The sequence below is a fragment of the Chamaesiphon sp. VAR_48_metabat_135_sub genome (assembly GCF_031418915.1).
Classification (GTDB): Bacteria; Cyanobacteriota; Cyanobacteriia; order Cyanobacteriales; family Chamaesiphonaceae; genus Chamaesiphon.
Genome location: NZ_JANOJV010000271.1, coordinates 1 through 25,675 on the forward strand (window position 1 = coordinate 1; position 25,675 = coordinate 25,675).

The window sequence follows — 25,675 nt, forward strand, 5'->3', positions numbered from 1 at the left end:
GGGGTTTTTTGTACAAACCCTCGAAAAGAGGGAATAAGCATATTTATAGCTTAGAGATAGCAATTTTCTTCAAGTAACGATAGACACTCGCCTTAGAAAGAGAAAAATCTTTCATCAGAATTTTAATCAGAGTACCTTGTGCCCGTCGGAGATGAAGCTCGACGATCTGCGAAGCAGACAAAAGCTGTTTGCGACCAAAGCGAACACCCAACTCTTTAGCCTTATGAATACCGTCAAGCTGTCGCTCAGAGCGGATTTCTGTTTCAAACTCAGCAATAGCACCAAGCATATTAAACAGCAACCGCCCAGTTGCATTCGACGTATCAAGATTCTGGTCGAGAACATGCAAAGCGACCTGTTTGCGCCTGAGCAAGTCTGCAATCTGGCACAGATGGAGAGTAGAGCGAGCCAACCGATCTAAGCGCGAAACGACCAATGTATCCCCTTCTCGGACATATTCCAAACAAGCATCTAGCTGAGATCGCTGTTGGATTGTGGCACTTTTTTTCTCCTGATAAACCTTATCGCAATGCTGGAGCTTGTCTAATTGGACATCAAGACTTTGCCCCACGGAACTAACTCGTGCATATCCAATCAGAGCCATACGGAAAACTCCAAATTACGCTCATATATCTCATTATTCTTTAGACTTTAAGAGAAAGGTATTTTGAGACATAAAAAGAGACATGATAACGATAGGTCTTAAAAAGTATACTTTTTGAGACCGATTAAATCGACCGATAAATTAACTAAAAATGGAAGATGAAAATTTCACAGCCAATCGCCAAGAAAAGCGTCTAAAAATCCTGACGACTGATGAAATAGCAAGTATTTATAACAGACCTGATTTTAGTTACGAAGAGCGAATTGAATACTTCATGCTATCACAGTCAGATCTAGAACTACTTGAAGGATTTCGCTCGATTAAATCGCAAGTATATTTTATTATTCAATTGGGATATTTCAGAGCCAAGCATCTATTCTTTATCTTCACACTTGATGAAATTAAAAGTGACTCTCAGTATATTATGGAGCAATATTTTAGTTCCAGAGAGACACAGATAGAAGGAATTACCGTAATTGATAATCAAACTCGACTCAAACAACAGCGATTAATACTTGAGATATATAGCTATCGTAATTGTGGAAAGCAAGAACGCCAAGAACTTGAGAAAAAAGCACAGCAATCGGCAATGGTTTATAGCAAACCCATCTATGTCTTTCGCGAACTAGTAAACTACCTAACCAAACATCAAATTATCTTACCAGGATATAGCTTGATGCAAGATCTAGTTAGTCAAGCTTTGACCTCCGAACAGAATCGATTGATAGCCATTATAAACAGTCAACTTCAAGCTGACGAAGTATCAGCATTTAAAAAATTACTGGAAGATGCTACAGGCTTATATGAGATCACTCAACTCAAACACGAGCCTAAAGATTTTAGTCTTAAAGAAATCAAGCAAGAGATTCAGCGCGGTGAACAACTATTTTCATTTTATCAAATTGCCAAAAAGTTATTACCAGAAATGGGTATATCCAATGAAAACATTAAATATTATGCGTCTCTAGTCGGCTATTACTCCGTTGCTAGATTAAAAAGACTGGATGAATGGACGGCATATATTTATATGATCTGCTTTGCCTACCATCGATATCAACAACGCTCTGATAATCTAATTAACTGTTTAATCTCCAGAGTTAGGAATTACAATGATGCAGCTAAAATTTCTGCCAAAGAACAGTTGCAGGAATGTCATATGGAGATTAACGAAAATCTGCAAAAAGCGGGACAAGTTCTCAAGCTGATGACAAATGAAAGTATTCCAGCCGATACACCATTTAAGACTTTTCAATCTAATGCTTTTGGTATCTTACCACGTCAAAAGTTAATTACTGTAGCAGATCGAATGGCTAAGGCTGTAAGCTTTGATGAAACTGCATTTCAATGGGAGTATATCGATAAATTATCTCGTCAATTTAAACTGCATTTACGACAAGTAATTATGGCAGTTGAATTTACAACCACATCGTCTCAGGACACATTGATTGAAGCGGTCGATTTTTTGAAATCAGCATTCAAGAAAGGTAAGCCACTCAAAGAGTTTCAAGCTGACTTGTTTGCAGTAGAATGCCTCCCAGTATCAGTTACGAGTTATCTCTACACACAGGATAGTAACCACCAAAAGCAGTTAATCCCAGACCGCTATGAGTTTTTAATCTATCGATTACTCCGAAATGGATTAGAATCAGGTGATATTTCATGTAGAGATAGTATTCGGTTTCGGAGTTTAGAAGATGACTTAATTGACGATCTACGCTGGCAAGACAAGCAAAATTTAATGGTTGAGAATAATTTAACCGCCTTAGATTGCCCAATTGAAGAACATTTAAGCTCACTCGAACAAAAGCTTGAAGACCGAATTGAGCAAGTTAATCGGCGAATTGCTGATGGAGAGAATGAACACTTTGAGATTAAAAAGCGTGGTAAGCAAGTTCGGTGGAATCTTTTATATCCTCAAGGTGTAGATCTAATCAATTCTCCCTTTTTCGATGGCTTAAAACAAGTTGACATTGGAGAGATATTAAATTTCACAGATCGAAATTGCCATTTTATCAAAGCTTTTGAACATGTACTAGGGCGTTATCAAAAGCAATCGCTAGAAAAAGATGTCATTATTGCTTGTCTGATTGCTTGGGGTAATAATATGGGTATGGGTCGAATGGGTCAAGTTTCCGACATCAATTATCAGCTACTTGCTAGCACTTCAGACAATTTCATTCGGCTAGAGACACTGAATGAGGCAAATGATTTGATTAGTAATGCTATTGCCGAATTATCGATCTTCCATCATTATGATATTGATAGCACGATTCATTCTAGTAGCGATGGGCAGAAGTTTGAGGCTCGGATTAATACAATTAATTCCCGCCACTCGCCTAAGTATTTTGGATTGAAGAAGGGTGTTGTCTCGTACACGTTAGTTGCTAATCATATTCCGGTTAATGCCAGAATTATTGGAGCAAATGAGCATGAGAGCCATTTTGTATTTGATATTTTATTCAATAATACGACTGATATTCAGCCGGAAATTCATTCAACCGATACCCACGGTACAAATGAGATTAATTTCGCTGTTCTGAATTCATTTGGGTATCAATTTGCTCCCCGTTATAAAGATATACATGACAAGGTTACTAAATCTTTATATGGATTTAAGCATCCTAGTAATTACGAGGGTGTGATTAAGCCAATTCGTAAAATCAATACTGAATTAATTGTGGAGGAGTGGGAGAATATTCAACGAATTATGGTTTCACTGGCGGTAAAGGAGACTACCCAAAGCATTATTGTTGGTAAGCTCAGTGCTTATGCTCGAAAGAATAAGACTAGACGGGCTTTGTGGGAATATGACAATATTTTGAAAAGTTTATATTTGCTTGACTATATTGATTCTTTACCGTTACGTCAAAATGTTCAACGAGCGTTGAATCGGGGTGAAAGTTATCATCAATTGCGTCGAGCTATCTCTTATGCTAATTTTGGCAAATTACGCTTTAAGTCTGAGTTAGAGCAACAACTTTGGAGCGAATGTGGACGATTAATCGCTAACTGTATTCTTTATTATAATGCCAGTATCTTGTCTAATGTTCTTGCCCATCGAGAGGATACTAATGATGTTCAAGGAGTTGAAGTATTGAAACAGATTTCTCCTGTTGCTTGGCAGCATATCAATTTGTATGGTCGCTATGAGTTTAGAAAATGTGCTCAACCGATCGATCTTGAGGATATTGTCCGTCAGTTAACTCAATCCCCATCTCACTAATTTTTCGAGGGTTGATGAAATACCCTCGCTTTTTGGGGAGTGTCTATTTTCACCTCAAAATAGTAGCTCTAGTATATAAATCTGCTTATTCCCTCTTTTCGAGGGTTTGTACAAAGTGCGATTCGTTTAACTGAAATCAGCCCAATAAAAGGGTTTGAAGGATAGTTAGCTAGATTCTTAGGAATCTTGACAACTTGATGTTGATAGAGGTGAAAGCCCTCTCCTAGAGAGTGTTCTAGTGAAAGCATAACCCCTACGGTAGCGACTAGTCCTCAATCCGTAAAGCGGGGTTAAAAGCTCTCAAACTGTCAGCCTAAGATGGTGGCGAGCAAGCAAGTACCCATGATGACGAACAGGAATCCCTTCCAAAAGACCGTTAAACCCACCCAGCGCAATCAGGCTGAATCGCTGGAGCCAAAAGGCAATAGTCAGAGGTTGAATGATTTTGCAGCATTCAACAACACCTCCAATTTGACTCGGTTTATTAGGGACATCTAAAGGTACAACCAATCAGCACCAGGAACGAAGTAATCTCATCAACGCTCTCTCTTTGAGTAGGTGCTAACCGGATGCTAGATGAGACAGGATTTCAGAAAAAGCCAATGCTAAAACGTAATGTTTTAGATACGCCCACTTCTGGACAGTGATTTAAACGGAAAAGCTACCAAGTAGAGTTGAATGTCTAAAACATATCTGGTTGAAAAACTGAATAATGTGGAATGGTCACAAATCAATTGGCGTAAAGTTGAAAGATATGTGTTTAAGCTCCAAAAGCGGATTTTCCAAGCATCTCGTGATGGCAATATTAAATTAGTTCGCAAATTACAGAGAACATTGACACGTTCATACTATGCTAGTTTACTAGCTACCAGACAGATTACACAAGATAATTCAGGTAAGAAAACTGCCGGAATAGATGGAATTAAATCCATCACGCCAAAGCAGAGGCTCATTCTTGCCCAAAATTTGAACCTGAAATCTAAACCATTACCAGCCCGCAGAATTCTAATTCCTAAGCCTAATGGTGAACAACGTCCTCTTTCTATCCCAGTAATGAGAGATAGAGTCTGTCAAGCCTTAGTAAAACTAGTATTAGAACCTGAATGGGAGGCTAAATTCGAGCCAAACTCATTCGGATTCCGTCCAGGAAGATCGCCCCATGATGCTATCGAAGCAATATTTAACAGTATTAAATGCAAACAAAAGTTTGTACTAGATGCTGATATTAGTAAATGCTTTGACAGAATTAATCATGACTATCTGCTAAGTAAAATCAACACATCGCCTACGCTCAGACGTGCTATTAAAGCATGGTTAAAAGCTGGTTGGGTGTTTGAAGGTAAACGAGAAAAATCAGATGTCGGCACACCACAAGGTGGAGTCATATCACCACTCCTAGCCAACATAGCACTTCATGGAATGGAAAATAGGATAACGCAATTAGCGAACTCTTTGAAAGGGGATAAATCCAAAAATCGTACCAGCTTGACATTTGTTAGGTATGCTGATGACTTTGTTTGTCTCCATCCAAACCGAGAAGTAATAGATAGAGCTAAAGCCATATTAATAGATTGGTTGGATGAAGTAGGGTTAGAACTTAGTGAATCAAAGACTCGAATTTCCAGTACTGCTGATGGATTTAACTTTTTAGGTTTTAATATCCGCCAGTACCAAGTCGGGAAATATCATAGTGGTAAATCTACTAATGGAGAACCACTAGGTTATAAGACACTAATCAAACCAGCTCAGGAAAAAGTTAAGAAACATTATGATAAAATTGCCGACATCATTAGTCGTCATAATTCATCACCTCAAAAGGTACTAATTTCAAAACTTAATCCGATAATTCGAGGCTGGGCAAATTACTACTCTTCTGGAGTTAGTAAGAAAACCTACTCTAAGTTAGACCATCTAATTTGGCAACGTCTGAAAAGATGGTGTGAACGTCGTCATCCCAAGAAATCAGTTACCTGGGTTCTGAAAAAATACTTCAAGTCTGTCGGTGATAGAAATTGGGTATTTGGGGATAAAGAATCGACTCTTCTAACCTACTCTGAAACTCCAATCATTAGACATATTAAGGTCAAGGGTGAGAAGTCACCTTATGATGGAGAATTGGGCTATTGGGCTGGGCGTTTAGGGAAACATCCTGAATTATCAGCAAGAGTTTCAAAGATCTTGAAAAAACAGAAAAATAAATGTAATCACTGCGGATTAATTTTCAGAGATGGTGATGTTTGGGAAGTTGACCATATCATTCCTAAATCATTAGGTGGGAAAAACTGGGATAATAACCTCCAACTATTACACCGTCATTGCCATGACACGAAAACAGGTTTAGATGGAAGTCTCAATCTGGGACGTACCCATAACAAGGGTTAAATCATTGAGGAGCGCAGTGAGGTGAAAGTCTCATGCTGCGTTTTGTAGACAAGTGGTTCCCGCGAGGGAATCGCTTAGTTTAACAAACCCCCAATACAAAAATTTTATCGTTCATCTGTACTATTCTCTTCAAGATTAAATTAACATCTCTGACTGATTCACCTCAAACATAACCTCGATCGATCGAGTTGTCGGTATGAAAAAGTAACAAAAAGTGACTAGTTTCTTGCTGGGAATATTAAGTAATGTCAAGCACTGGCTGCACAGCTTACGAGTGATATCGATCGATCCTTGGTGTGCAGCAGATCCCCGACTTTTCCGAAAAGTCGGGGATCTGGATTGGCTGGGGGCGAGAAATTCAGATCGATCGATATACCCACTCATCTGGTCACAGCATTAATTTTGTTATAATGATTTGTACCAATACTTGAAGATCTATGCCATCTAAAAGTTATCCCATTAGTCCAGCTAAAATCGGTAGTCAAGACGGGTTTCGCCTGCCAAAAGCCTTCTCTCACGACCATCCCCACTTGGTGACAGCCAAAGGTCATATTGAAATGATCTCGGAGAACACCTTCCTAGTGCATCTAGAACCCGATCGATCGCTAGAAGCTGACCTAGACGACGATGAAAGCGTGATGATGAAGCTGTTCCTGGATTCCCTGCTAAAGTTTGCGATATCTTCACCGGATTCCCTTACTCTCTACACCCAGCAAATGGCTGACGAGATGGATGAATTACTGGCTGGTGTCGTTGTGGATGAAGATGAATGAACCCATTCAATGCTAATGGTTGGACAATTCTGTTCTACACCGACTTTCAGCTTCAATGGGCGGAATTAACCGCCAAGGTCGTCAAACTGAAATCGAAATTAGAGCCTAAAGATTTTGCCACCCATCCCGATGTTAAACTGCTCAAAGCACTCGATTCGGGCATCAGGGACAAAATCTCTGTAGATCCCTTTGCCAGTTATTTTTCACTGCGAAAGCCACTCCAGCAATATGGTCGGCTCAAGAAAATGGGGCTGCCACAACGCTATCGGCTATTTTTTAGAGCCTTTGCCGAGCGACGAGTGATTATTGTGCTGTGGCTTGGTTTTCCGCGCAAAGAAGGCGACCGCCGCGACTGTTATCAGGTTTTCTCAAAGATGGTTGCTAATGGCAAACTACCTGACTCTTATGAGTCACTGGTAAATGCATTCGACCTAGAGGATGAAATCATTGCTGAAACTGAGTTAGAAGAAGAGATCTATGAGATCGATCCATGTACGGCTTTAGCAGAGGATGAAATATAGCTTCTGTTGGTATCCTCGATCCTTGGTGTGCAGCAGATCCAAAGGCTTTTCGGAAAAGTCGGGGATCTGGATTAGCTGGTGGCGATCGAAAAACTCGACTTTGGACATTTACGAGTTTGCTCCGTTTGGGCGGCAGCAAGGGTTCAGTAAATAACGTCAAGCTCTGGCTGCACAGCGCATGGGTGAGATCGATCGCACGATCGAGAACCATTACCTATGACCAATCGAGCTACACTACAGATCGTTCTGACGATCGACGGCACAAATATTTGCATTGAAAGGGCTATCTATTCGATTCAGCGTTGCTGAGGCTACGCCAACGCGCCTAATTTTCGGAGTTTTTCAATCGTCTTTTGGACATCTGCCGTTTCTCCTTCTTCTCGATAAAACTTGACAGCTTGCCGATAATCTTGAATTGCTCCAGCTCGATCTTGCATTTTCTGTTCTTTTAAATCAGCGCGCTCGGCATAAGCCTCAGCAAACTTAGGCGATATAGCAATCGCCTGATTAAAGTCAGCTAAAGATCCTGGCATATCATTGAGCTTAAATCCTTTCAAAAACCCACGATTTTTGTAAGCCATAGCATGACGGTTCGGAAATAATTCAATCGCCTTGCTATAGTCAGCCAATGCTCCCGATATATCATTGAGTTTATGGTATTTCAACTCAGCGCGATTGTTGTAAGCATTAGCATGTTTAGGATCTAGCTCGATCGCCTTGTTATAATCAACCAACGATCCCGATACATCATTGAGTTTGTTCGACTTCAGATAAGCACGAGCGTAGTAAACTTCAGCAAATTTAGAATCTAACTCGACCGCTTTGTTATAGTCAGTCAATGCTCCCGATACATCCTTGAGTTTGTTCGACTTCAGATCGGCGCGATTTTTGTAAGCTAATGCAAGTTTAGGATTTAATTCGATCGCTTTGTTGTGGTCAGCTAATGCTCCCGATACATTCTTGAGCCAGAATCCTTTCAATCGAGCGCGATTGGTGTAGGCTCTAGCAAGCTTAGGATCTAACTCGATTGCCTTGTTATAATCAGTCAATGCGCCTGAGCTATCGTTAAGTTTAAATACCTTCAAGAAACCGCGATTGTAGTAAGCTTCAGCAAATTTAGGATCTAACTCGTTGGCGGAGTCTCTGTGAAGGAGAATCGCCTTGTTATAGTCAGCCAATGCGCCTGAGCTATCGTTAAGTTTGAATCCCTTTAAGAAACCGCGACTGTAATAAGCGTTAGCCAATTTAGGATCTAATTCAATCGCTTTATGGCATTGTGCTTTCGCTGGCTCGATCTTGTCTTGTCTGGCAAATGCTTCACAGAGGTTACGATAAGCATCAGCGTTATTTGGTTGAAGTTGAATGACCTGTTGCCAGATTGTTTCTGCTTTGTCCCAATCTCGATCTCTTATTGCCGTTTGACCTTGCTGGATAAGTTGCGCTGGGTTTACTGTATCTTTATTGCCTAGTGAACCATCCGCTTGCCTATTGGCAGTAACAGGATATTTCACTTCATTGGCACGAGCAGAAATCTCCGTTGATGCTGTAAAAAATACTAATGTTGTTGTCGCGATCGTCATCAATCCAAGGCAAGCTAAATTCAGTGAGTTAGATTTCATTATGAGTATTAAGTCAATCTAGACAAGGGGTGGGGTAAAGAGGCGATCTATTTAGTTGTTAAACAGAAAGAAGCTGGGATATATTTTCCTGTTTTGTTCAGAGATTAGATCTAACGATCGAAACAAATAATTCCTATTTACTTGATGTCGATCTTTTCTGTCGATCGGCACCTGTAATCTTCGTGCTTGTACTTTTTTTCGATAAATACTGTTTCAAGTTTGCAAGATTGTTGTGAGCTTCAGCATATTGAGTATTTAATTCGATCGCCTTGCGATAGTCCGTCAATGCGCCTGCGCTATCATCGAAAGTGAAGAACTTTAAATCGGCACGATTTTTGTAGCTCCAAGCATCTAGAGGATTTAATTCGTTGGCGGAGCCTCTCTGAAGGAGAATCGCCTTGCTATAGTCAGCCAATGCTCCCTCGCGATCGTTGAGATTGAAGAACTTCAGATCGGCGCGACTCTTATACTTCCCCGCAAGTTTAGAATTTAACTCGATTCCAAGTTTAGAGTTAAACTCAATTGCTTTGCTATAGTCAGCTAATGCTCCCGATAGATCGTTAACATTTTTTTCCTTGAGATCGCCGCGATTTTTGTAAGCTGATGCAAGTTTAGGATTTAATTCGTTGGCGGAGCCTCTCTGAAGGAGAATCGCCCGATTATAGTCAGCTAATGCTCCAGATATATCGTTAGCAAGGGACTTCAAAAAACCGCGATTGTTATAAGTATTAGCCTCTTTAGTATTTAACTCATTAGCAGAGCCTTGGTAAGGGAGACTCGTCCGATCGTTCTGTGCTAACGATCCAGGTAGATTGTGAGGATTTAACTTAGTCTCCCAAAGTTGGATCGTGCCTTTGCTACCAATACTAACAAGTGTTTTGCCATCAAGAGCAAATCCCAAAAATAGATTTTCTCCTTCATTCTGTGCGATCGTTTTACCAATCTCTTTACCATTTTTTAGATCCCAAAGCTGAATCGTACCGTCACTCTTGGCACCTGCAATCACTTGGCTATCGGGACTAAATGCTAAATAGGTGTAAGATGAATCTAATCGATCGGGTAATCGATGTAATCGATCGCCTGTTGTCGATTGCCAAACTTGTAAATCTCCCCGATTGCTGACAGCGATCGATTTACCATCAGGACTGAAAGCGGTCGTCATACTTTCGGAGAATTCTTTAAAGATTCGATCGCGCTCATCTCGTCGATCGCGATCGGGGAATGACAAAGCAATTGGCTCTTTTTTAGAGTCAATTTCCTGAGTCGCAAAATTGAAAGTGGAAAAAACTTTAATGCCATCCGTAGTATCGATCGCCAAACAATGCTTGCAGAGTATTTCGCCAAATCTTTCTCGATCTATTCCTTTAATTACTTTACCTGTTTTGACATTCCAAAACTTGGGTTTGTTGTTATTACTACTGACCAATAAATTACCATCGGCACTAAACTTGAGTAAGTCATCACCATTGCTAGCTGAACTTGAAGAGAACGAGAAAGGAAAGTTGCGAGAACTTGATTCCGATCGCTCTAAGATACCAGATTGCTTTCCTGTCGAAAGATCCCAAATTTGAATTGCATAACCTGATGTACTTTTAATACTTGATGAAGAATAGCCGCCAAAGCTACAACCCCAGCTAAAAGTACCACTACCACTATTCGATTGACAGCCTGATGGGGTAGTATTTTCAGAGTTGATATCTAATCCCGAACTTTTAGTAACAACGGTTTGCAAGTCGGGACTAATAGCAATAGATTTAATCGTGGCATAGTTATCATCTAAAAGTGCAAAGGTTTTGCTTGCTCCTGTTGCTAGATTCCAGACTTGCAATTTACCCCGACTACTGGTGACAAGAGTTTTGCCATCACGACTGAGATCGGCAGCATCAATCGGTGATTTTGCATTTAGACTCTGTAATAATTTAATACTGGGTTGAGATGACGGAGCAACATTTTCGGCTTGAGGCGCGACAGTTGTTTGAGCGATAACAGGTAGACTAGCGTTAATGTAGCAGAAACTAATTAAAAGTGTTGTTAAATATTGGTTCATTGTTTCGGTATTTGGATTGATTCGAGATTTATTCAACCGAACAGCACAAAACTTGACACGATAATTCAAAGTCTAGGCAGATAGTGTCTAGTCTTTATGCAATCGCGATCGATGAGAGTTGCTAGAGTATCAGCGATTGAAACCATCCTGGCGGATACGCTCCGCGAGTGCCGCTAATGTTGCCTAGTCCGCACAGGCTAACTAGGCATTTCGAGAAGCGGTTTCTAACTGTTTGAATTACAACGAGAACCTTAGAGTATTATTTAGATGGAAGGAACAGTTCTCCAATACCTCCAATCACTTTTTTAAGCGCATTATTGCGCTCTGCTCGATCGTCCTCCGCTTTTCGATCGGCTGTGGCTTTAGCAGCCTGTTCTCGTTCTTCTTGTGCTGCGGCTTGAGCTTTTTCAGCAGCGTCACGGTAGACTTGTGCTTCGGCTTGGGCAGCTTTCTGAGCTGCTTCGGCTTGGGCAACTTTCTCATCTGCTGCGGCTTGGATCGCTTTCTGATCTGCGTCGGCTTGGGCAGCTTTCTGAGCTGCTTCGGCTTGGGCGGCTTGAAGAGCTTGTTTTTCTTTAAGTTCTTTTACAGCTCGTGCATCAATTTCTGCTTGTGAAGGCCCTGTAATGCCGCTAGGGATGCGCCGATTGCAGAACGGGTTCCACTTGCTACAGGCATTTGCTTTGCTTGCACTGCCCAGCATTAAAGTTGGGATAAAAATAATTGAAAGTAAGACGATCGAAACTTTTGAATTTTTCATAACTTTTCTCCGAAAAAGTATAATATTGCTATAAATTAAACGCTGGCACACTCGTCGCTCCATTTAGACTCATCTCTGGAATAATCATTTACAGTTGCGCTAGCATTTTGACCAGTGTTGGCTCTCCCGAAATAACCATCATCAAATCCACGACTAAATTCTCCGCCACCACTACGAGCCGCGTACTTGTCCCCCTTCCGTGCATTCATCTGACCTTCTCCATACCCATCAGCATAAGCACGTGGATGATTGGCTGTATCATGGTATGTTCGGGTGACTGTATTCTTTTGTTCGTAGCATACTGCTGTTATCTGTTTGTCAGTATCCTTTTTCAACTTGATATTCCGAACATCAGATCGACTACGTAGAGTTTCCATAATTAGTTTCACTGCCTCTAGTTCTGGATTAGCGGCACTATTACTAGGCATAACGAGGATCTGGGCAAGTACGCTATTAGCCATACCGATCGAGATGAGCGCAAATGTCCCTGCTAGCAAGGATTGTCTGAATATTTGAGTGGAATTTTTGGGCAACATCTAAACTAAGGTTGTCGGAGCGGTGGACTAAATTACAATCTATGACTAGATTCATTTCAAAGATAACCTCGCTCGATCGAATCGTCGGTATGAAAAAGTAACAAAAAGTGACTAATTATCCTTAAAACATGTAAAATTTCTCACATTCAACCTTGGTGTGCAACAGAACCCCGACTTCTCTAAAGAAGTCGGGGTTCTGGATGCTGGTGGCGGGTAATCCCATATACTGAGCAGAGCAACAGTAGTTGAATATGTCTCAATTTCCCCACGACGAATTCGCCAAAAATTTATTTGAATTACTACTCACACCCTTTGGTGGTGTAGAGATCGAACGCGGCGTGCAGCCAGAAGCAAAAGCCGTAGACATCTATTTTCAGCCGTCTAAACCTCTTCCCCACGACCACAATATCGGTCTGCTTGCCCGTTGTATTACTCAACCCGCTATCTTTGAACCTTTTCGCAATCCCGTCGGTGTTGGCGAGATCCAGATGTGTATCGCCAAATTGTTTGAGATTCAACAAGAATTAACCAGAGAGCGGAAACGACTCAAACAGCCAGATCTAGCGGAAGTTAAACCGCACTTATGGATTCTCACGCCGACTTTAGCCGCCCCGACTTTGGCGGGATTTGGGGCGATAGATCGGGTAGAAACTTGGGGACAGGGCGTATATTTATTACCCGTTCATTTCCAGACAGGGATTATTGTCATTCATCAGTTACCCCGCACGCCTGAGACGTTGTGGTTTCGGTTGATGGGGCGGGGAACGGTGCAGGAAAATGCAATTAGTGAAGTCGCTGGTTTGCCCGCAAATAGTCCTTATAAAGGTAATGCTTTAGATTTATTTTTATCGCTTAAAATGGAACTAGAGTCGAAACAAAGTATCGAGCCAGAGGAGCGAAATTTAGCCATGAGACTATCTGCACTGTATATCGAGAAGATTCAAGAGGCTCAACAAGTTGGTCGCCAGGAGGGTCGCACAGAAGAGGGACAGGCTTTAATTCTGCGGCAATTGACTAGACGAGTGGGAAATGTATCGATCGAGGCGGAAATTCAGGTTAAGGCTTTATCTCTGGCGCGATTAGAGGAGTTGGGTGAAGCTTTGTTAGATTTCACCCAGATGGGTGATTTGTTGGCTTGGTTGAATTTGAATGAATAATTAGATCGATCGTCCAGTCGCAATTCTAGTGGGGTGCCACATCCCCGACATCTTGCGAGAAGTCGGGGATGTGGGTTAACCAATTGTGCTTTTTTAACTAGCTCAACCTAATCACATTTTCCATTACGCTTCTCATTTCTGCCATACTTAAAGTAGTGATCTATTGCCGCAGAATAATTACTAGCTCCAAGTGCTGTTTGCAAATCTGGATATCTGTTCAGGTAGCATTTTGGACTGAAATCAGGATGACCTTGCCGACCTTCACGAATACCATTCTCGCCCCAATGCCTGACGGCTTTGGAACAGTTTTTTTGTCCAAAAGCTGCCTGTAAATCTGGATAAGAATTTAGATAATAACTCACATCAAAGACAGGTGAACTTGCACGACATTCTTTGATTCCATTCTCAATCCAATGTTTCTTGAGAGCCGAAGGATCGTAGTTAAAGGCTTTACGTAAGTCATCGTAACGATCGGTGTAATAGATAGGATCGATAACACTCCTTTGCACGATCCAATTATTAGTTTCTATAGCCCATTGTGACCAAGGTATTGCTTTTGGAGGACATGGTTCTAGTCCTAACAGTCCACATCCTGCTGATGCAGGCAACGCAAATATTAAGCTCGATGTAGCAGTTCCTAATATTGAAATCAGAGCACCGATTGTGGCCACAACCTTCACTTTATTGGCAGAATTCATATAAATAAGTTTCTTGGTGGAAACGGGGCTGAACATCACTTTACCTCCAACCCGATCGAGTCGTCAGTATGAAAAAGTAACAAAAAGTGAGTAGTTGTCCTGTCAGAATATTAATTAATGTAAATCTTGAGCTGCAAAGATACCCGACTTCTCGGTGAAGTCGGGTATCTGAGGGGATCTGAAGGTCGCCCGATCGAGCTATACTACTTCTATCTCACTACAGGTCGCCCCTACATGACCGGACAAGAAGCTCTCAGAATCATCGATCGATTGCTAGAACAACATCAACGCGGATCGCTCAAAACGATTCAAGCAGCGATCGTGTCGCAAGTCTGGAAGGGTGATTCTTATAAGACGATCGCCAGGGAGCTAGGTTACGAGTCGGAATATATCAAGCAGGCTGCATCCCATTTGTGGCAATTGCTCTCGGAGATCGTGGGGCAAAAAGTTTCAAAAAGTAATCTCTGTTCGATTCTTCAGCGTTACCAAACATCTTTGACGATTACCAATTGGGGCGATGCAATCGATGTATCCCACTTTTATGGTAGGGAAACTAACTTAGAAACCTTGCGCGATTGGGTCGTAGATTGTCGTTGTCGGGTGGTGGGAATTTTTGGCTGGGGTGGGATTGGTAAGACGGCTCTCTCGGTGAAACTGGCGCGACAGTTGGAGTCTCAGTTTGAATATATCATCTGGCGGAGTTTGCGACAGGCGATCGATCCCAAAGATTTGCTAGATGAGATTTTGCCGATTTTGGTTGGTGCTGAAGTACAGGAGAGTTCGATCGATCTATTGATGCAGCAATTGCGCCAAAAACGCTGTCTGCTGGTATTTGATAATGTTGAGTCGATTTTGCAAGCTGGCGATCGCAATGGCTGCTACCTGGCTGGTTATGAGGGCTATGGGGAGATTTTTCAGCGCGTCAGTGACGAAAGCCATCAGAGTTGTTTGGTGATGACGAGTAGGGAAAAACCTCAGGGTATGACTGTACGCGAAGGTGCTCATTTACCCGTTAGATCGCTGCAACTCTCTGGACTGATGGTTGCTGATGCTCACCATATTTTAATCGATAAGGGCTTGGAATCGCCCGCGATCGACAGAGAAAATCTGATCGATTACGTGTTTGGCAATCCCCTCGCGCTCAAGCTAGTCGCAACCACAGTTCAAAACCTGTTTGGTGGAGATATTCAGGCATTTTTAGCCGCAGGTACGGGGGTATTTAGCAATCTCCAGGATTTGTTGGCGGAACAATTCGACAGGTTTTCACCCTTGCAACAGCAGGTGATGTACTGGTTGGCGATTAATCGAGAAGGCGTTACTCCGGCGCGGTTGCAAGCAGAATTTTTGCCCGCGATAACTTTACCCACATTATTAGCAACTCTAGAAACATTACACGATCGATCGTCGATCGAAACTACCGAGCGGGGTTTGACTCAGCAACCCGTGATTATGGAGTATGTCACCCAACGTTTGATTGGGCAGATCGAGCGAGAACTTATTATGGGAGAATTGGAGCTATTTAACACCCATGCTCTGATTGAAGCGCACACCCAAGATTACCTGCGGGATGCCCAAATTCAACTAATTTTGCAGCCTTTAATCGATCGATTATTAACGCATTTTACACAAGCGGAGATCTTTACCCCCCCAACCCCCCCTTTCCAAGGGGGGGCTTTACTCCCTCCCCTTGGAAAGGGGAGGGCTGGGGTGGGTGATCGGGACTCCGCATCACCTCCAGCAGACTTGTTGGTACGCGGTAGCTTGGAAAGGCTGGCTCTTACTCCCTCCCCTTTCCAAGGGGAGGGCTGGGGTGGGGTAAAAATCTCCGCCACAACTCAACTAGAACAGCACCTGTACAAAATACTCACCACCTTACACCATCAGCCCTCTGAATCAACTGGTTATGCAGCGGGAAACCTGCTGAATTTATTTTGTCACCTCAAAACCAATCTTCAAGGCTACGATTTCTCGCACCTCTCGATTCGTCAAGCCTACCTGCTGAATACAACCTTGCACAATGTTAATTTTACAGGGAGCCACATCAGTCAAACTGTCTTTGCGGAAACCTTTGGTGGTGTAGTAGGTATCGCTTTTAGTCCAGATGGTGAATATCTAGCAACTAGCGATACCAAGGGCGATATTCAGATTTGGGATGCTAAAACACTCACGAAACACGCCAATTGTCAAGGGCATCAACACTGGACTTGGGCGATCGATTTTAGTCCAGATGGTCAATATCTCGTCAGCGGTAGCGATGATGGTACTGTGAAATTGTGGGATGTCGCAACGGGTGAATGTTTGCGGACATATATAGGACATACCTTTTCAGTTAATACGATTAGTTTTAGCCACGATGGAAAAATTATTGCTAGTTCCTCCCAAGATAGTACTATTCGACTCTGGCGGACGTTTCCTGGTAGCTCAAATCCCGAAATTCAGACCTTAGTTGGGCATAATGGGCGGGTATGGTCGATCGCTTTTAGTCCTGACGATCGTACCATAGTTAGCGGTGGCGAGGATCTGACGGTGCGGTTGTGGGATGTGGCGACGGGCGAATGTGTGCCTGTGTGGGAGGCTCATGCAGGTTGGGTGCGGTATGTAGCCTTTAGTCCTGATGGTCGATCGATCGCTACCGCTAGTTACGATCGATCGATTAAAATTTGGGATGTTAGCAACCAAAACCCCCGACTCCTGGGAGAAATCGGGGATTTGTGTACCCACACATTAATCGGACATCAACAGCCGGTTAGCTCGATCGCATTTAGTCCAGATGGACAACAATTAGTTAGTAGTAGTTTCGATAAAACTATCAAACTTTGGGACGTAAATAACGGTAAATGCCTGAAAACTCTGCTCGGTCATAATAGCCGCATTTGGATGGTAGCTTTTCATCCCAATGGTCAACAACTTGCCAGTGGTAGCGATGATAATAATACTAAAATCTGGGATTTAAAACAAGGACGCTGCATTAATACGATCGTCGGACATACGAATGCGATTTTATCTCTCGATTTGAGTCCAGATGCTAATTATTTAGCCAGTGGGAATGAAGATAATACCATCAAAATATGGGATGTAAAGCAGGGAACTATCACCCAAATCTTACGAGGACATACTAATCGAGTTTGGTCTGTCAAATTTAGTCCTGACGATCGTTTATTAGCTACTGGAAGTGCTGACTATACTATCAAACTATGGGATTGGAAAACAGGTAATTGCGTCCAAACCTTCAAAGGACATAAGAGTTGGGTGTGGCGGGTGGTATTTAGTCCTAATGGTCAAACATTAGCGAGTAGTAGTTATGACCAAACAGTAAAAATTTGGGATGTCAAGACAGGATCGTGTTTGAAAACGATCGAAGGACATACTAGCCCAGTCATTTACACCGATTTTAGTCCTGATGGTAAACTACTGGCAAGTTGTGAATTTGCTGGTATTATTAAACTCTGGAATTTCTCATCTGGCGAATGTTCTCAAACCTTGCGCGAACATAAAAATAGTGTTTGGTCAGTTACCTTTAGTTCAGATGGCAAGTGGTTAGTTAGTTCTAGTTATGATGAGACAATTAAACTTTGGTCGGTAGAAACAGGTGAATGCTTGCGAACATTTGTCGGACACCGAGGGCCAATTCTCAGCGCAAAATTTAGCAACGACAACCGATTTATTATTACTGGTGGAGTCGATCGATCTCTCAAAGTATGGGATATTCAAAGTGGTGAATGTCTTCACCATCTGACTGGTCATAGTGGCTTAATTTATACTCTCGATGTTGGCACTGTTAAATTGCCAGACATGGAGTCTTCTAAGCATGTCGCTTTTACTGGTAGCCTAGATGAAACTATTAAAATTTGGGATCTAAAAACAGGCGAATGTCTCGCCACCTGGAAATCGCTCCATCCCTACGAAGGAATGCAGATCGATAAAATTCAAGGATTGACAAAAGCACAGCGAGCAACTTTACAGGCTTTGGGTGCAATTAATAAATAAAATCCCCGATTTCTCTAAGAAATCGGGGATTTTAGGGGGATCGTTAATTTAGCAGAATTTGGGCATACTCAGATTAATAAGTATTACCAAACGAGATCGAACATGGCTAAATTAGCAAGTGCGAATGAATATGCAGTATATCTGCTACTATCAGGAGGTCATCGGGAGGAAGTCCGGTTTCCCACAGTCCAAGAGTTTCAAAAATGGTATAGTAATGAACTGATGCCAAAATCCAGCTCCAGTGACTTTATTACGGTACCCCTGAAAAATAGCCAAGGTGAGTACATGCTAATCCGTCCTAGCTGTGTAGAGGCGATTCGGATCGAACCCGTATTTGCATCTAGTGTCGATCGCGACTATTAATCTAGGGGTTGGTTTTTAGATTTTAGGCTTGAGAGGGTGTCCAGATGGAAATTTGAACCCTCTATGGTTGTTAAGTTATCAGCACGATCGGCGAATCACGATCGAATAGACGATAGCAGATGGAAACACGATCTCCCCAACTCTCGTCACAGATTTTAATGTCACCGCATCACTTAATATTACTTCATGATTACAACACTGGTTTTACTCTCCTTGAATCTAGGTATCGCGCTAGGATTCGATCGGCAAATCCCCCTAAAGTTACAAGCTGAACCTGCCGCGAATATCCAAGCCAATCGGGGTACCAGCAATTATGAGGAAACGTCGATTGGCTTTGACGATCAACTCTGGGGTAAGTTTGGTGACAAAGCGGCAATGCTCAAATCGATCGATAATAGTCTCCGTTATTTAGAGACACCCGCAGCGACAAAAGCATATCAAAATTATCCCGTTCAGAGTATTAGTCGCGATCGAGTACGGCGTTCCCTGGTCAGATTTCGTCAACTAGTCAATACTAGTGGTTCCGCTGTCGAACTTCAAGCAGCAGTGAAAAAGGAATTTGTGTTCTACCAGTCGATTGGTAAAGATAATAAAGGCACCGTCACCTTTACTGGCTACTACGAACCAATTTATCAAGCTAGCCGCAAACAAACGGCGGAATTTAAGTACCCACTCTACAAATTACCTGCGGACTTTAGCACTTGGAAAGATCCCCAGCCCGAACGTGTCATGCTAGAGGGCGCAGATGGTCTCCAAGGCGCGACAGGACCACTAGCTGGGAATGAGATTTTCTGGATGCGCGATCGATTTGAAGCGATCCTCGTCCAGATTCAGGGTTCTGCCGAACTCAATCTTCCTGATGGGAGTAAAACCACAGTCGGTTTTGCGGGCGGTACGAATTTTGCTTACAGTAGCATCGGCAAAGAACTCGCAAAAGATGGTAAGGTTACACCCAGTCAGCTCACGCTCCCTGGCATCATCCGCTACTTCCGCGATAATCCCCAAGAGTTAAACGCTTATATTCCCCGCTACAAACGTTTCATCTTTATGAAGGAAACCTTCAACGGTGAGGCGATGGGCAGTATTAATGTCCCAGTTACGCCGGATCGATCGATCGCCACAGATAAGTCGATGATGCCTCCTGGCGCACTGGCTCTAGTTCATACCGAACTTCCCTATGCCAGTAACGGTCGAGCGATCCAACAAAAATTGGTCAGTCGTTATGTCTTGGATCAAGATACCGGTAGTGCAATTACTGGCCCAGGACGGGTAGACTATTTCATGGGTACTGGTAAAATAGCTGGCGATCGTGCTGGTGTTACTGGCGGTCCCGGACAACTTTATTATCTGTTGTTGAAAAGCTAATATTTATTGCTGTTTAAGGTGGGGTTTGCTTTGTGCATTTTCATGGACGGGAAACCCGTCTCGACAAATGCATCCGCTAAATCCCCATCCTAAAAACCCCGCTTTCAACTTACTTGTCAGTCACCAAACATCGAATTGCTTCGAGTAAACCTCTGGCTTTATTTAGCGTTTCCTCATACTCCGTCACCGGATCTGAATCCGCAACTAATCCCGCACCTGCTTGTACGGATACCGTATGATTCCCCGCGCCATCAGGACGAACTACCATCGTCCGCAACGTAATCGCGGTATTTAATTGACCCTCAAAATCATAATAACCATAGACTCCCGAATAAGCACCCCGCCGACAGCCTTCTAAATTGTGGATGATTTCCAGCGCGCGAATTTTCGGTGCGCCGCTGACTGTACCCGCCGGAAAACAAGCCTTGAGCAAATCCCAGGCGGTTTTATCTGGGGCGAGTTGTCCGACAGCATTACTGACAATGTGCATCACATGAGAATAACGCTCGATCGTCATTAATTTATCGACTACTACCGTCCCACTTTTGCAAACTCGTCCTAAATCGTTACGTCCCAAGTCTACTAACATCACATGTTCGGCGACTTCCTTGGTATCAGCCAGCAATTCTAGTGCTAGGGCATCATCCTCTTCTGGTGTTTGTCCCCGCCGACGGGTACCAGCCAGAGGGCGCAGGGTTGCTTTGAGTGTACCATCTCGATCGAGATCTGCTCGAACCATCACTTCAGGGCTAGAACCGATAATCTGCCAATCCCCAAAATTGAAATAAGCCATATAGGGAGAGGGATTGACCAAGCTTAACGATCGATAAAGATCGAAAGGATCGCCAGTATAACTAGTTGACAAGCGTTGGGAAACGACGACTTGGAAAATATCCCCTGCGGTAATATGCGCCTTCGCCTTCTCAACGTTGGCACAAAATTCGGCTTTGGAAGTATTACTAGTATATTCAGCAGGGAGTTCGGTTAATGCGGGACTAGGTTGAGGTGGAGTCCATTGTAGAGACTTAGAAACGAGCGGCTGTTGAAGTTTTTCGACGAGGGTTTTGACTCGATCGATCGCCTGATTGTATGCTAATTCGAGATTACCATCACAAGCCCCAACATCGGCATAGGCGATCGCCCAAATTTTGCGTTTGACTCGATCGAACACGATTAAATGGTCTACCTGCATCCACAAGCCATCTGGTAGGTCTTCAGAGCTAGCTGAATGGACTGGTACTCTAGATTCAATCCATTTCATCAATTCATAGCCCCAGAAGCCAAATAGCCCCCCAATTCCGCCAGGAAGTTGCGGAAGTTTGACGGGTTTGTAAGGTTCTAAACATTTAGTGAGCGTCTGAAATGGATCGCCTGTAAATCTAGTGATGGTACCATCACGATGTGTTTGCGTCGTCTGTTCGCCTTTATTTTCCAGCACCCACAGCGGATTACATCCCAACCAACTATAACGTCCGATAGTTTCCCCACCCTCGACAGATTCTAGCAAGAAGCTATAGGGTTGACCTGCACACACCTTATACCATGCCGAAACGGGGGTATCTAAATCCGCAACCCATTCTTGATAGACGGGAATAAAGTTACCTTGGCTGGCGAGCTGACTGAATCGATCGAAACTGGGGAAAATCATTACACGGATTGCGGCAGGGTATCTCTCTATATTGTGCCAGTTTAGGGCAAGAATTTTACAGAGATCGAATCTCACGAAGGTTTATAATTTGAGATAGCAGCATTCCCTCGTTACATCGTCTTCGCTTTTGGGTTACTCGTTCACAATAATTACGTGCGTCCACTAACAACTAATGATTTAGGCATCGAGGGAAATGTTGAAGATATCCAAGGAACATTTTCGATTCAAGATGGGATTGCAATCGTCAAAATCGATTTCATTCAAGGAGATGTCAAAAATCCATTTAGAATACTTAGCAATCTCCAGCAAAGAGCAATAGAATCGGGAGCCAGTAAGTTAAGAATCGAAGCTACCGTAGTTAACGAGAAATTGTACAACGCTTTAACCAAACGTTATGGAATGAAAACATCAGGAGGAATAGATACGATCGAGATTCCCTTTCAAAAGTGAAACCAGGAGATAAACAACATGGATTTTACCATATTAGCTCATAAAAATCTCGACAGTCTACATGGCTACATCGATATCGAACATGCAGATCTAACATTAAAGAGATATTTACTATTGAACTTTCAACCGTTAAGTGAGGACGAGAAAATAATTGGATGTTATCTTAATCAATCGTTCGATCGCGATCTTATTATAATTACCGATTTAGAGATAGTAATTTGCGATCTAGATAGATTTGTTAGTATTAAATATGATGATATTCAATCTGTTCAGACAGAGCCTAGTAAGAACACAAATAAAATATTTGTTCGTAAAAAAGACGGATCGTCTCATTCTATACTAGTCAGCGGAATTAAAGGAGATAAATTCCTTGACATTTATGGTTTTTTGAGATTTATGAAAAAAGTCCTGATTAATATTAATTTGAATAATGCTGTTAGTCTAGCCGTGTAAAATAATCGCGATTATTTTCTCGCTTTAAACTGCACATATAGATTTTCAGGAGCCTTGTCAAAATACTTAAACATGGCGGGACATAGCCACCCTTCCACATCCAATTGGGAACTATGATACCAATTTCCCCCATATTCTTCGCGTCGCCATTCTAGAGTTGCTTGATAGCCTGGAAAGGGAGTACCCGCAAACATCAAAATAAACCCGTCTTCTGGATTGGGTATATCTGTCACCATTCGATCGATAATTGTATCTGTCCCAGCCACAAATGGCTCTTGAATCAATCCGACTCGATCGTCATCAAATACCCACATCTCCTCATATTTGTAGGGATAAATAACGTTAATTGCATTCATAATTAACTAACCTCAGTTAAAAGTAGACTTATTATATTTTGAACTCAATAATCTAATCACTAGCCCAGGCTAAGGCATCCTTAAAAGTAAATCCAGAAATCTCATCGACGATGCCAATTTCTACCACGGCTTGAAAAACGATCGAGCATTGCAGATTTGTGATAGTATCTCGATCGAGTCCCCAAGTCTGGAAGAATAGTGATAGAGTTTTAGTCTTATCATCTCCAGATTTATCACCGCCAATAATTAGACAGCGGGGTTCTTTTGTGTTTGATGGATATTCAATCAAGGTAAAGACATTACTAATTTCTTTTTCCCAAATAGCTTGGCTAGGCATAGTTGAATTTAAGTTTGCTTGTTGAAAAAGTCTATCATCATGCTAGATGTTTGTGATAATAATTTAAGCCCATCTGTTTTGCCAACTAATCCAATTGTCTTAGTAAGTATAGGTTTAATAATTATCGACAAATCCGAAAAGTTAAAATGATTTGCTAGATTAAATTTTAGGTGGGTTAAATTAGCCTTAAAGGAAAGCTGCTCTAAACGAATTTTATCTCTACTTACCATTGAATCATAGTTGCTTTGCATTTTCTTGTTCTTCGGTCTATATCGATCGCGATCTGCGTGAGCTAGCAATAATTCGGTTTTAGAATAGTCTACATCTATTTCATCTAAAAATACACCATCAAGATTTATACTTTTAGAAATTCTTTCATCTTTTCTACAAGCTATAAAACTAGCTGCACCGCCAAATGAATGTCCAGCAGTAAATATTTTATTTATGTTGACTATTTGATGTAATACTGAATTAGTATTAGAGTTTAGCTGTAAGACTTTATCTAAAACGATTGATATATCGATTGCTTGTTGTGCCATGATTGGAGCACTATATTCTTCAAGCAGTTTGATATCTTCTAGTATTTCTTTATCGATTTTGTTAAATTCAACTTTAGATCCATCAGTAAGCAAAGTACAAGCACTCGAACCTGGATGATTAATGCCAATAACAACAAAGCCGTGACTGGCAAATTCTAAAGCATAGAAAGTATACATAAAATTCATCGAACACGAACCAGGTGAGAAGAGGATAGCAGGAAATCCATCTTGAGACTGAGCTGGAATTGCATCGATTAATGCTGGAGTCCAAATTCGATCGAGATAAAACTGGTTGAAAATTAAGTTGGATAGGGGATTAAACCCTGTTGTTATTACAGCTAAGGTGCGATCGATGTTATCTATGTAAGGACTTTGAACACCAGTTGTTGCATTAATTGGATACCAGATTTTGGCAATGATTCCAGTATGATTGGATGAGTCCCAAATTAGATCGGATGTGCCAACGCTCCACTCGCCTGATGGTTTGGGAAATGGATTAGCCGGAATTATCCAGTAAGGTAAAAAAATAACTCCGACAATGCAGACAATAATAAAAAAGATCGCCATAACTATTTCATAATTAATCTGTGTGACATATCCCCGACTTCTTTGAGAAGTCGGGGATATTGCCGTAATGGTAGATTTACTCGTAGCGAATTCCAGCATCTACAAGTCGTTGAATCGCTTCACCCAACCTGTCGAGATCGGCGATGAGACTAATTCGGACATATCCTTCGCCGCCAATTCCAAAGGCATTTCCAGGCGTAAACACCACACCCGTGCGTTGCAATACCATCAGCGCAAAGTCGGTAGAATTCCAACCCACCGCGCAGGGAATCCACAGATACATCGTGGCTTTGGTGGGTTTAATTTTCCAGCCTAATTTAGCCAACCCATTAATCATAAAATCCCGACGTTCACGATAGCGGGTTTGAACTTGGGTGACATATTCATCGGGAAGTTCTAGCGCAGTTTGAGCGGCGGTTTGGAGTGCGGAAAAAATACCGTAATCGAGGTTGGTTTTGAGCTTGCGGAGTCCCTGAATAATCTGACTATTTCCAACCACAAATCCGACGCGCCAGCCTGCCATATTATAGGTTTTGGAGAGCGTATGGAACTCCACACCGATTTCCTTCGCGCCAGGGATTTCTAGCAGGCTGGTGGGCTTGTAGCCATCGAAGGCGAGTTCCGCATAGCAGAGATCGTGAACCAGCATAATTTTGTACTCGTGGGCGAAGGCGACGACATCTTCAAAGAAGGATCGCGGCGCGGTTGCGCCTGTGGGATTGCTGGGGTAGTTGAAGAACAGAATTTTAGCTTTGCGGGCTACATCTTCAGGGATATCATTGAGATCGATTTCCCAATCATTTTCGGGTTTGAGGATGATGTTATGGATATTCGCACCCGCGATCGCTGGCCCCCGAAAGTGAACGGGGTATGATGGACTGGGTACTAGAACGGTATCGCCAGGATTGATATAAGCAAGGGCGAGATGTGCCAAACCTTCCTTAGAACCGAGCAGGGGTAGAGCCTCACTATTGGGATCGAGGGTGACACCATAACGACGATAATACCAGTTGGCGATCGAAGCCCGAAAGCTAGCAGTCCCTTCAAAGGGGGGATAACCATGATTAGTTGCTTCGTCTAAGGCATCCTTCGCCGCCGCAATTACAGGCGCAGGCGCGGCACCATCTGGATTTCCCATCCCCAAGTCAATCAGATCTACGCCCTGACTCCGAGCACTGGCTTTGAGTTCATCCAGCCGAGCAAATACGTATTGAGGCAAGGATTGGAGGCGTTCGGCGGGGCTAATCCAGTCTAAGGTCATTGTCTATAATGTTATTGATGCAGTGCAAT

22 protein-coding genes are annotated in these 25,675 nt (G+C 42.4%); 10 read left to right on the plus strand and 12 right to left on the minus strand.

Annotation, left to right across the window (positions count from 1 at the left end; all coding sequences use genetic code 11):
- Positions 1 to 43: 43 nt before the first annotated feature.
- The gene (locus RMO55_RS19105; RefSeq protein ID WP_310429252.1) at positions 44 to 604 is read right to left on the minus strand and encodes a recombinase family protein; all 561 of its coding nucleotides are present in this window, start codon (positions 602 to 604) and stop codon (positions 44 to 46) included.
- A 151-nt stretch (positions 605 to 755) separates the two neighbouring features.
- Here RMO55_RS19105 and RMO55_RS19110 point away from each other — a divergent pair, with 151 nt between their 5' ends.
- Together RMO55_RS19110 and ltrA are read left to right on the plus strand one after the other, a co-directional pair.
- Positions 756 to 3,827 (plus strand): Tn3 family transposase, encoded by a 3,072-nt coding sequence (locus tag RMO55_RS19110; RefSeq protein WP_310429254.1) that lies wholly within the window; start codon positions 756 to 758, stop codon positions 3,825 to 3,827.
- A 678-nt stretch (positions 3,828 to 4,505) separates the two neighbouring features.
- Positions 4,506 to 6,209, plus strand: coding sequence for a group II intron reverse transcriptase/maturase (ltrA, locus tag RMO55_RS19115; RefSeq protein WP_310429256.1), 1,704 nt, complete (start codon positions 4,506 to 4,508; stop codon positions 6,207 to 6,209).
- Positions 6,210 to 6,344: 135 nt separating this feature from the next.
- Here ltrA and RMO55_RS19120 read toward each other — a convergent pair whose 3' ends face one another.
- On the minus strand, positions 6,345 to 6,593 hold the full coding sequence (locus tag RMO55_RS19120) for a hypothetical protein (protein ID WP_310429258.1): 249 nt from the start codon (positions 6,591 to 6,593) through the stop codon (positions 6,345 to 6,347).
- Between the two features lie 53 nt (positions 6,594 to 6,646).
- Here RMO55_RS19120 and RMO55_RS19125 point away from each other — a divergent pair, with 53 nt between their 5' ends.
- Together RMO55_RS19125 and RMO55_RS19130 are read left to right on the plus strand one after the other, a co-directional pair.
- Positions 6,647 to 6,982, plus strand: coding sequence for a hypothetical protein (locus tag RMO55_RS19125; protein ID WP_310429260.1), 336 nt, complete (start codon positions 6,647 to 6,649; stop codon positions 6,980 to 6,982).
- Entirely contained in the window at positions 6,979 to 7,503 is a 525-nt protein-coding gene (locus RMO55_RS19130) for a type II toxin-antitoxin system YhaV family toxin (RefSeq protein WP_310429262.1), read from the plus strand. Before RMO55_RS19125 ends, RMO55_RS19130 begins: the two co-directional genes overlap by 4 nt.
- Before the next feature lie 311 nt (positions 7,504 to 7,814).
- On the opposite strand, the gene RMO55_RS19135 is transcribed toward RMO55_RS19130, so the two are convergent.
- The 4 genes from RMO55_RS19135 to RMO55_RS19150 all read right to left on the minus strand — a co-directional run bounded on the left by RMO55_RS19135 (position 7,815) and on the right by RMO55_RS19150 (position 12,465).
- Entirely contained in the window at positions 7,815 to 9,122 is a 1,308-nt protein-coding gene (locus tag RMO55_RS19135) for a tetratricopeptide repeat protein (protein ID WP_310429264.1), read from the minus strand.
- A gap of 133 nt (positions 9,123 to 9,255) precedes the next feature.
- On the minus strand, positions 9,256 to 11,169 hold the full coding sequence (locus RMO55_RS19140) for a hypothetical protein (RefSeq protein WP_310429266.1): 1,914 nt from the start codon (positions 11,167 to 11,169) through the stop codon (positions 9,256 to 9,258).
- A gap of 259 nt (positions 11,170 to 11,428) precedes the next feature.
- Positions 11,429 to 11,929, minus strand: coding sequence for a hypothetical protein (locus RMO55_RS19145; protein ID WP_310429268.1), 501 nt, complete (start codon positions 11,927 to 11,929; stop codon positions 11,429 to 11,431).
- Positions 11,930 to 11,964: 35 nt separating this feature from the next.
- The gene (locus tag RMO55_RS19150; RefSeq protein WP_310429271.1) at positions 11,965 to 12,465 is read right to left on the minus strand and encodes a hypothetical protein; all 501 of its coding nucleotides are present in this window, start codon (positions 12,463 to 12,465) and stop codon (positions 11,965 to 11,967) included.
- Between the two features lie 251 nt (positions 12,466 to 12,716).
- Here RMO55_RS19150 and RMO55_RS19155 point away from each other — a divergent pair, with 251 nt between their 5' ends.
- A complete protein-coding gene (locus RMO55_RS19155; RefSeq protein ID WP_310429273.1) occupies positions 12,717 to 13,622 on the plus strand; it encodes a DUF4351 domain-containing protein in 906 nt (301 codons plus the stop codon).
- Between the two features lie 107 nt (positions 13,623 to 13,729).
- Here the strand turns inward: RMO55_RS19155 and RMO55_RS19160 are convergent, their stop codons facing one another.
- Entirely contained in the window at positions 13,730 to 14,320 is a 591-nt protein-coding gene (locus RMO55_RS19160) for a hypothetical protein (protein WP_310429276.1), read from the minus strand.
- A 126-nt stretch (positions 14,321 to 14,446) separates the two neighbouring features.
- On the opposite strand from RMO55_RS19160, the gene RMO55_RS19165 reads away from it, so the two are divergent.
- The 3 genes from RMO55_RS19165 to RMO55_RS19175 all read left to right on the plus strand — a co-directional run bounded on the left by RMO55_RS19165 (position 14,447) and on the right by RMO55_RS19175 (position 20,035).
- On the plus strand, positions 14,447 to 18,307 hold the full coding sequence (locus RMO55_RS19165; RefSeq protein ID WP_310429278.1) for an NB-ARC domain-containing protein: 3,861 nt from the start codon (positions 14,447 to 14,449) through the stop codon (positions 18,305 to 18,307).
- Positions 18,308 to 18,409: 102 nt separating this feature from the next.
- Entirely contained in the window at positions 18,410 to 18,670 is a 261-nt protein-coding gene (locus RMO55_RS19170; RefSeq protein ID WP_310429280.1) for a hypothetical protein, read from the plus strand.
- A gap of 186 nt (positions 18,671 to 18,856) precedes the next feature.
- Complete coding sequence (locus RMO55_RS19175; RefSeq protein WP_310429282.1) at positions 18,857 to 20,035, plus strand: MltA domain-containing protein; 1,179 nt, start codon at positions 18,857 to 18,859, stop codon at positions 20,033 to 20,035.
- A 109-nt stretch (positions 20,036 to 20,144) separates the two neighbouring features.
- Here RMO55_RS19175 and RMO55_RS19180 read toward each other — a convergent pair whose 3' ends face one another.
- Complete coding sequence (locus RMO55_RS19180; RefSeq protein WP_310429284.1) at positions 20,145 to 21,683, minus strand: anthranilate synthase component I family protein; 1,539 nt, start codon at positions 21,681 to 21,683, stop codon at positions 20,145 to 20,147.
- A 153-nt stretch (positions 21,684 to 21,836) separates the two neighbouring features.
- On the opposite strand from RMO55_RS19180, the gene RMO55_RS19185 reads away from it, so the two are divergent.
- Complete coding sequence (locus tag RMO55_RS19185; RefSeq protein WP_310429286.1) at positions 21,837 to 22,133, plus strand: hypothetical protein; 297 nt, start codon at positions 21,837 to 21,839, stop codon at positions 22,131 to 22,133.
- An 18-nt stretch (positions 22,134 to 22,151) separates the two neighbouring features.
- Positions 22,152 to 22,586 (plus strand): hypothetical protein, encoded by a 435-nt coding sequence (locus tag RMO55_RS19190; RefSeq protein ID WP_310429288.1) that lies wholly within the window; start codon positions 22,152 to 22,154, stop codon positions 22,584 to 22,586.
- Between the two features lie 11 nt (positions 22,587 to 22,597).
- Here the strand turns inward: RMO55_RS19190 and RMO55_RS19195 are convergent, their stop codons facing one another.
- The 4 genes from RMO55_RS19195 to RMO55_RS19210 form a co-directional block, all read right to left on the minus strand.
- Positions 22,598 to 22,945 (minus strand): DUF6717 family protein, encoded by a 348-nt coding sequence (locus tag RMO55_RS19195; protein ID WP_396134409.1) that lies wholly within the window; start codon positions 22,943 to 22,945, stop codon positions 22,598 to 22,600.
- Between the two features lie 49 nt (positions 22,946 to 22,994).
- Entirely contained in the window at positions 22,995 to 23,279 is a 285-nt protein-coding gene (locus RMO55_RS19200) for a hypothetical protein (RefSeq protein ID WP_310429292.1), read from the minus strand.
- An 8-nt stretch (positions 23,280 to 23,287) separates the two neighbouring features.
- The gene (locus RMO55_RS19205; RefSeq protein WP_310429293.1) at positions 23,288 to 24,385 is read right to left on the minus strand and encodes a hypothetical protein; all 1,098 of its coding nucleotides are present in this window, start codon (positions 24,383 to 24,385) and stop codon (positions 23,288 to 23,290) included.
- Positions 24,386 to 24,461: 76 nt separating this feature from the next.
- Positions 24,462 to 25,646: an aspartate aminotransferase gene (locus RMO55_RS19210; RefSeq protein WP_310429295.1), complete on the minus strand. Its 1,185-nt coding sequence runs from the start codon at positions 25,644 to 25,646 to the stop codon at positions 24,462 to 24,464.
- Between the last annotated feature and the right edge of the window lie 29 nt (positions 25,647 to 25,675).

Bases quoted from the DNA above. Each gene is read 5' to 3' on its own strand.
- RMO55_RS19205 (WP_310429293.1), bottom strand. From the start codon at position 24,385: ATGGCGATCTTTTTTATTATTGTCTGCATTGTCGGAGTTATTTTTTTA.
- RMO55_RS19140 (WP_310429266.1), bottom strand. From the start codon at position 11,169: ATGAACCAATATTTAACAACACTTTTAATTAGTTTCTGCTACATTAAC.
- RMO55_RS19160 (WP_310429276.1), bottom strand. From the start codon at position 14,320: ATGAATTCTGCCAATAAAGTGAAGGTTGTGGCCACAATCGGTGCTCTG.
- RMO55_RS19125 (WP_310429260.1), top strand. From the start codon at position 6,647: ATGCCATCTAAAAGTTATCCCATTAGTCCAGCTAAAATCGGTAGTCAA.
- RMO55_RS19200 (WP_310429292.1), bottom strand. From the start codon at position 23,279: ATGCCTAGCCAAGCTATTTGGGAAAAAGAAATTAGTAATGTCTTTACC.
- RMO55_RS19105 (WP_310429252.1), bottom strand. From the start codon at position 604: ATGGCTCTGATTGGATATGCACGAGTTAGTTCCGTGGGGCAAAGTCTT.
- RMO55_RS19145 (WP_310429268.1), bottom strand. From the start codon at position 11,929: ATGAAAAATTCAAAAGTTTCGATCGTCTTACTTTCAATTATTTTTATC.
- RMO55_RS19180 (WP_310429284.1), bottom strand. From the start codon at position 21,683: ATGATTTTCCCCAGTTTCGATCGATTCAGTCAGCTCGCCAGCCAAGGT.
- RMO55_RS19155 (WP_310429273.1), top strand. From the start codon at position 12,717: ATGTCTCAATTTCCCCACGACGAATTCGCCAAAAATTTATTTGAATTA.
- RMO55_RS19120 (WP_310429258.1), bottom strand. From the start codon at position 6,593: ATGAGTGGGTATATCGATCGATCTGAATTTCTCGCCCCCAGCCAATCC.
- RMO55_RS19150 (WP_310429271.1), bottom strand. From the start codon at position 12,465: ATGTTGCCCAAAAATTCCACTCAAATATTCAGACAATCCTTGCTAGCA.
- RMO55_RS19135 (WP_310429264.1), bottom strand. From the start codon at position 9,122: ATGAAATCTAACTCACTGAATTTAGCTTGCCTTGGATTGATGACGATC.
- RMO55_RS19170 (WP_310429280.1), top strand. From the start codon at position 18,410: ATGGCTAAATTAGCAAGTGCGAATGAATATGCAGTATATCTGCTACTA.
- RMO55_RS19190 (WP_310429288.1), top strand. From the start codon at position 22,152: ATGGATTTTACCATATTAGCTCATAAAAATCTCGACAGTCTACATGGC.
- RMO55_RS19210 (WP_310429295.1), bottom strand. From the start codon at position 25,646: ATGACCTTAGACTGGATTAGCCCCGCCGAACGCCTCCAATCCTTGCCT.
- RMO55_RS19130 (WP_310429262.1), top strand. From the start codon at position 6,979: ATGAACCCATTCAATGCTAATGGTTGGACAATTCTGTTCTACACCGAC.
- RMO55_RS19175 (WP_310429282.1), top strand. From the start codon at position 18,857: ATGATTACAACACTGGTTTTACTCTCCTTGAATCTAGGTATCGCGCTA.
- RMO55_RS19110 (WP_310429254.1), top strand. From the start codon at position 756: ATGGAAGATGAAAATTTCACAGCCAATCGCCAAGAAAAGCGTCTAAAA.
- ltrA (WP_310429256.1), top strand. From the start codon at position 4,506: ATGTCTAAAACATATCTGGTTGAAAAACTGAATAATGTGGAATGGTCA.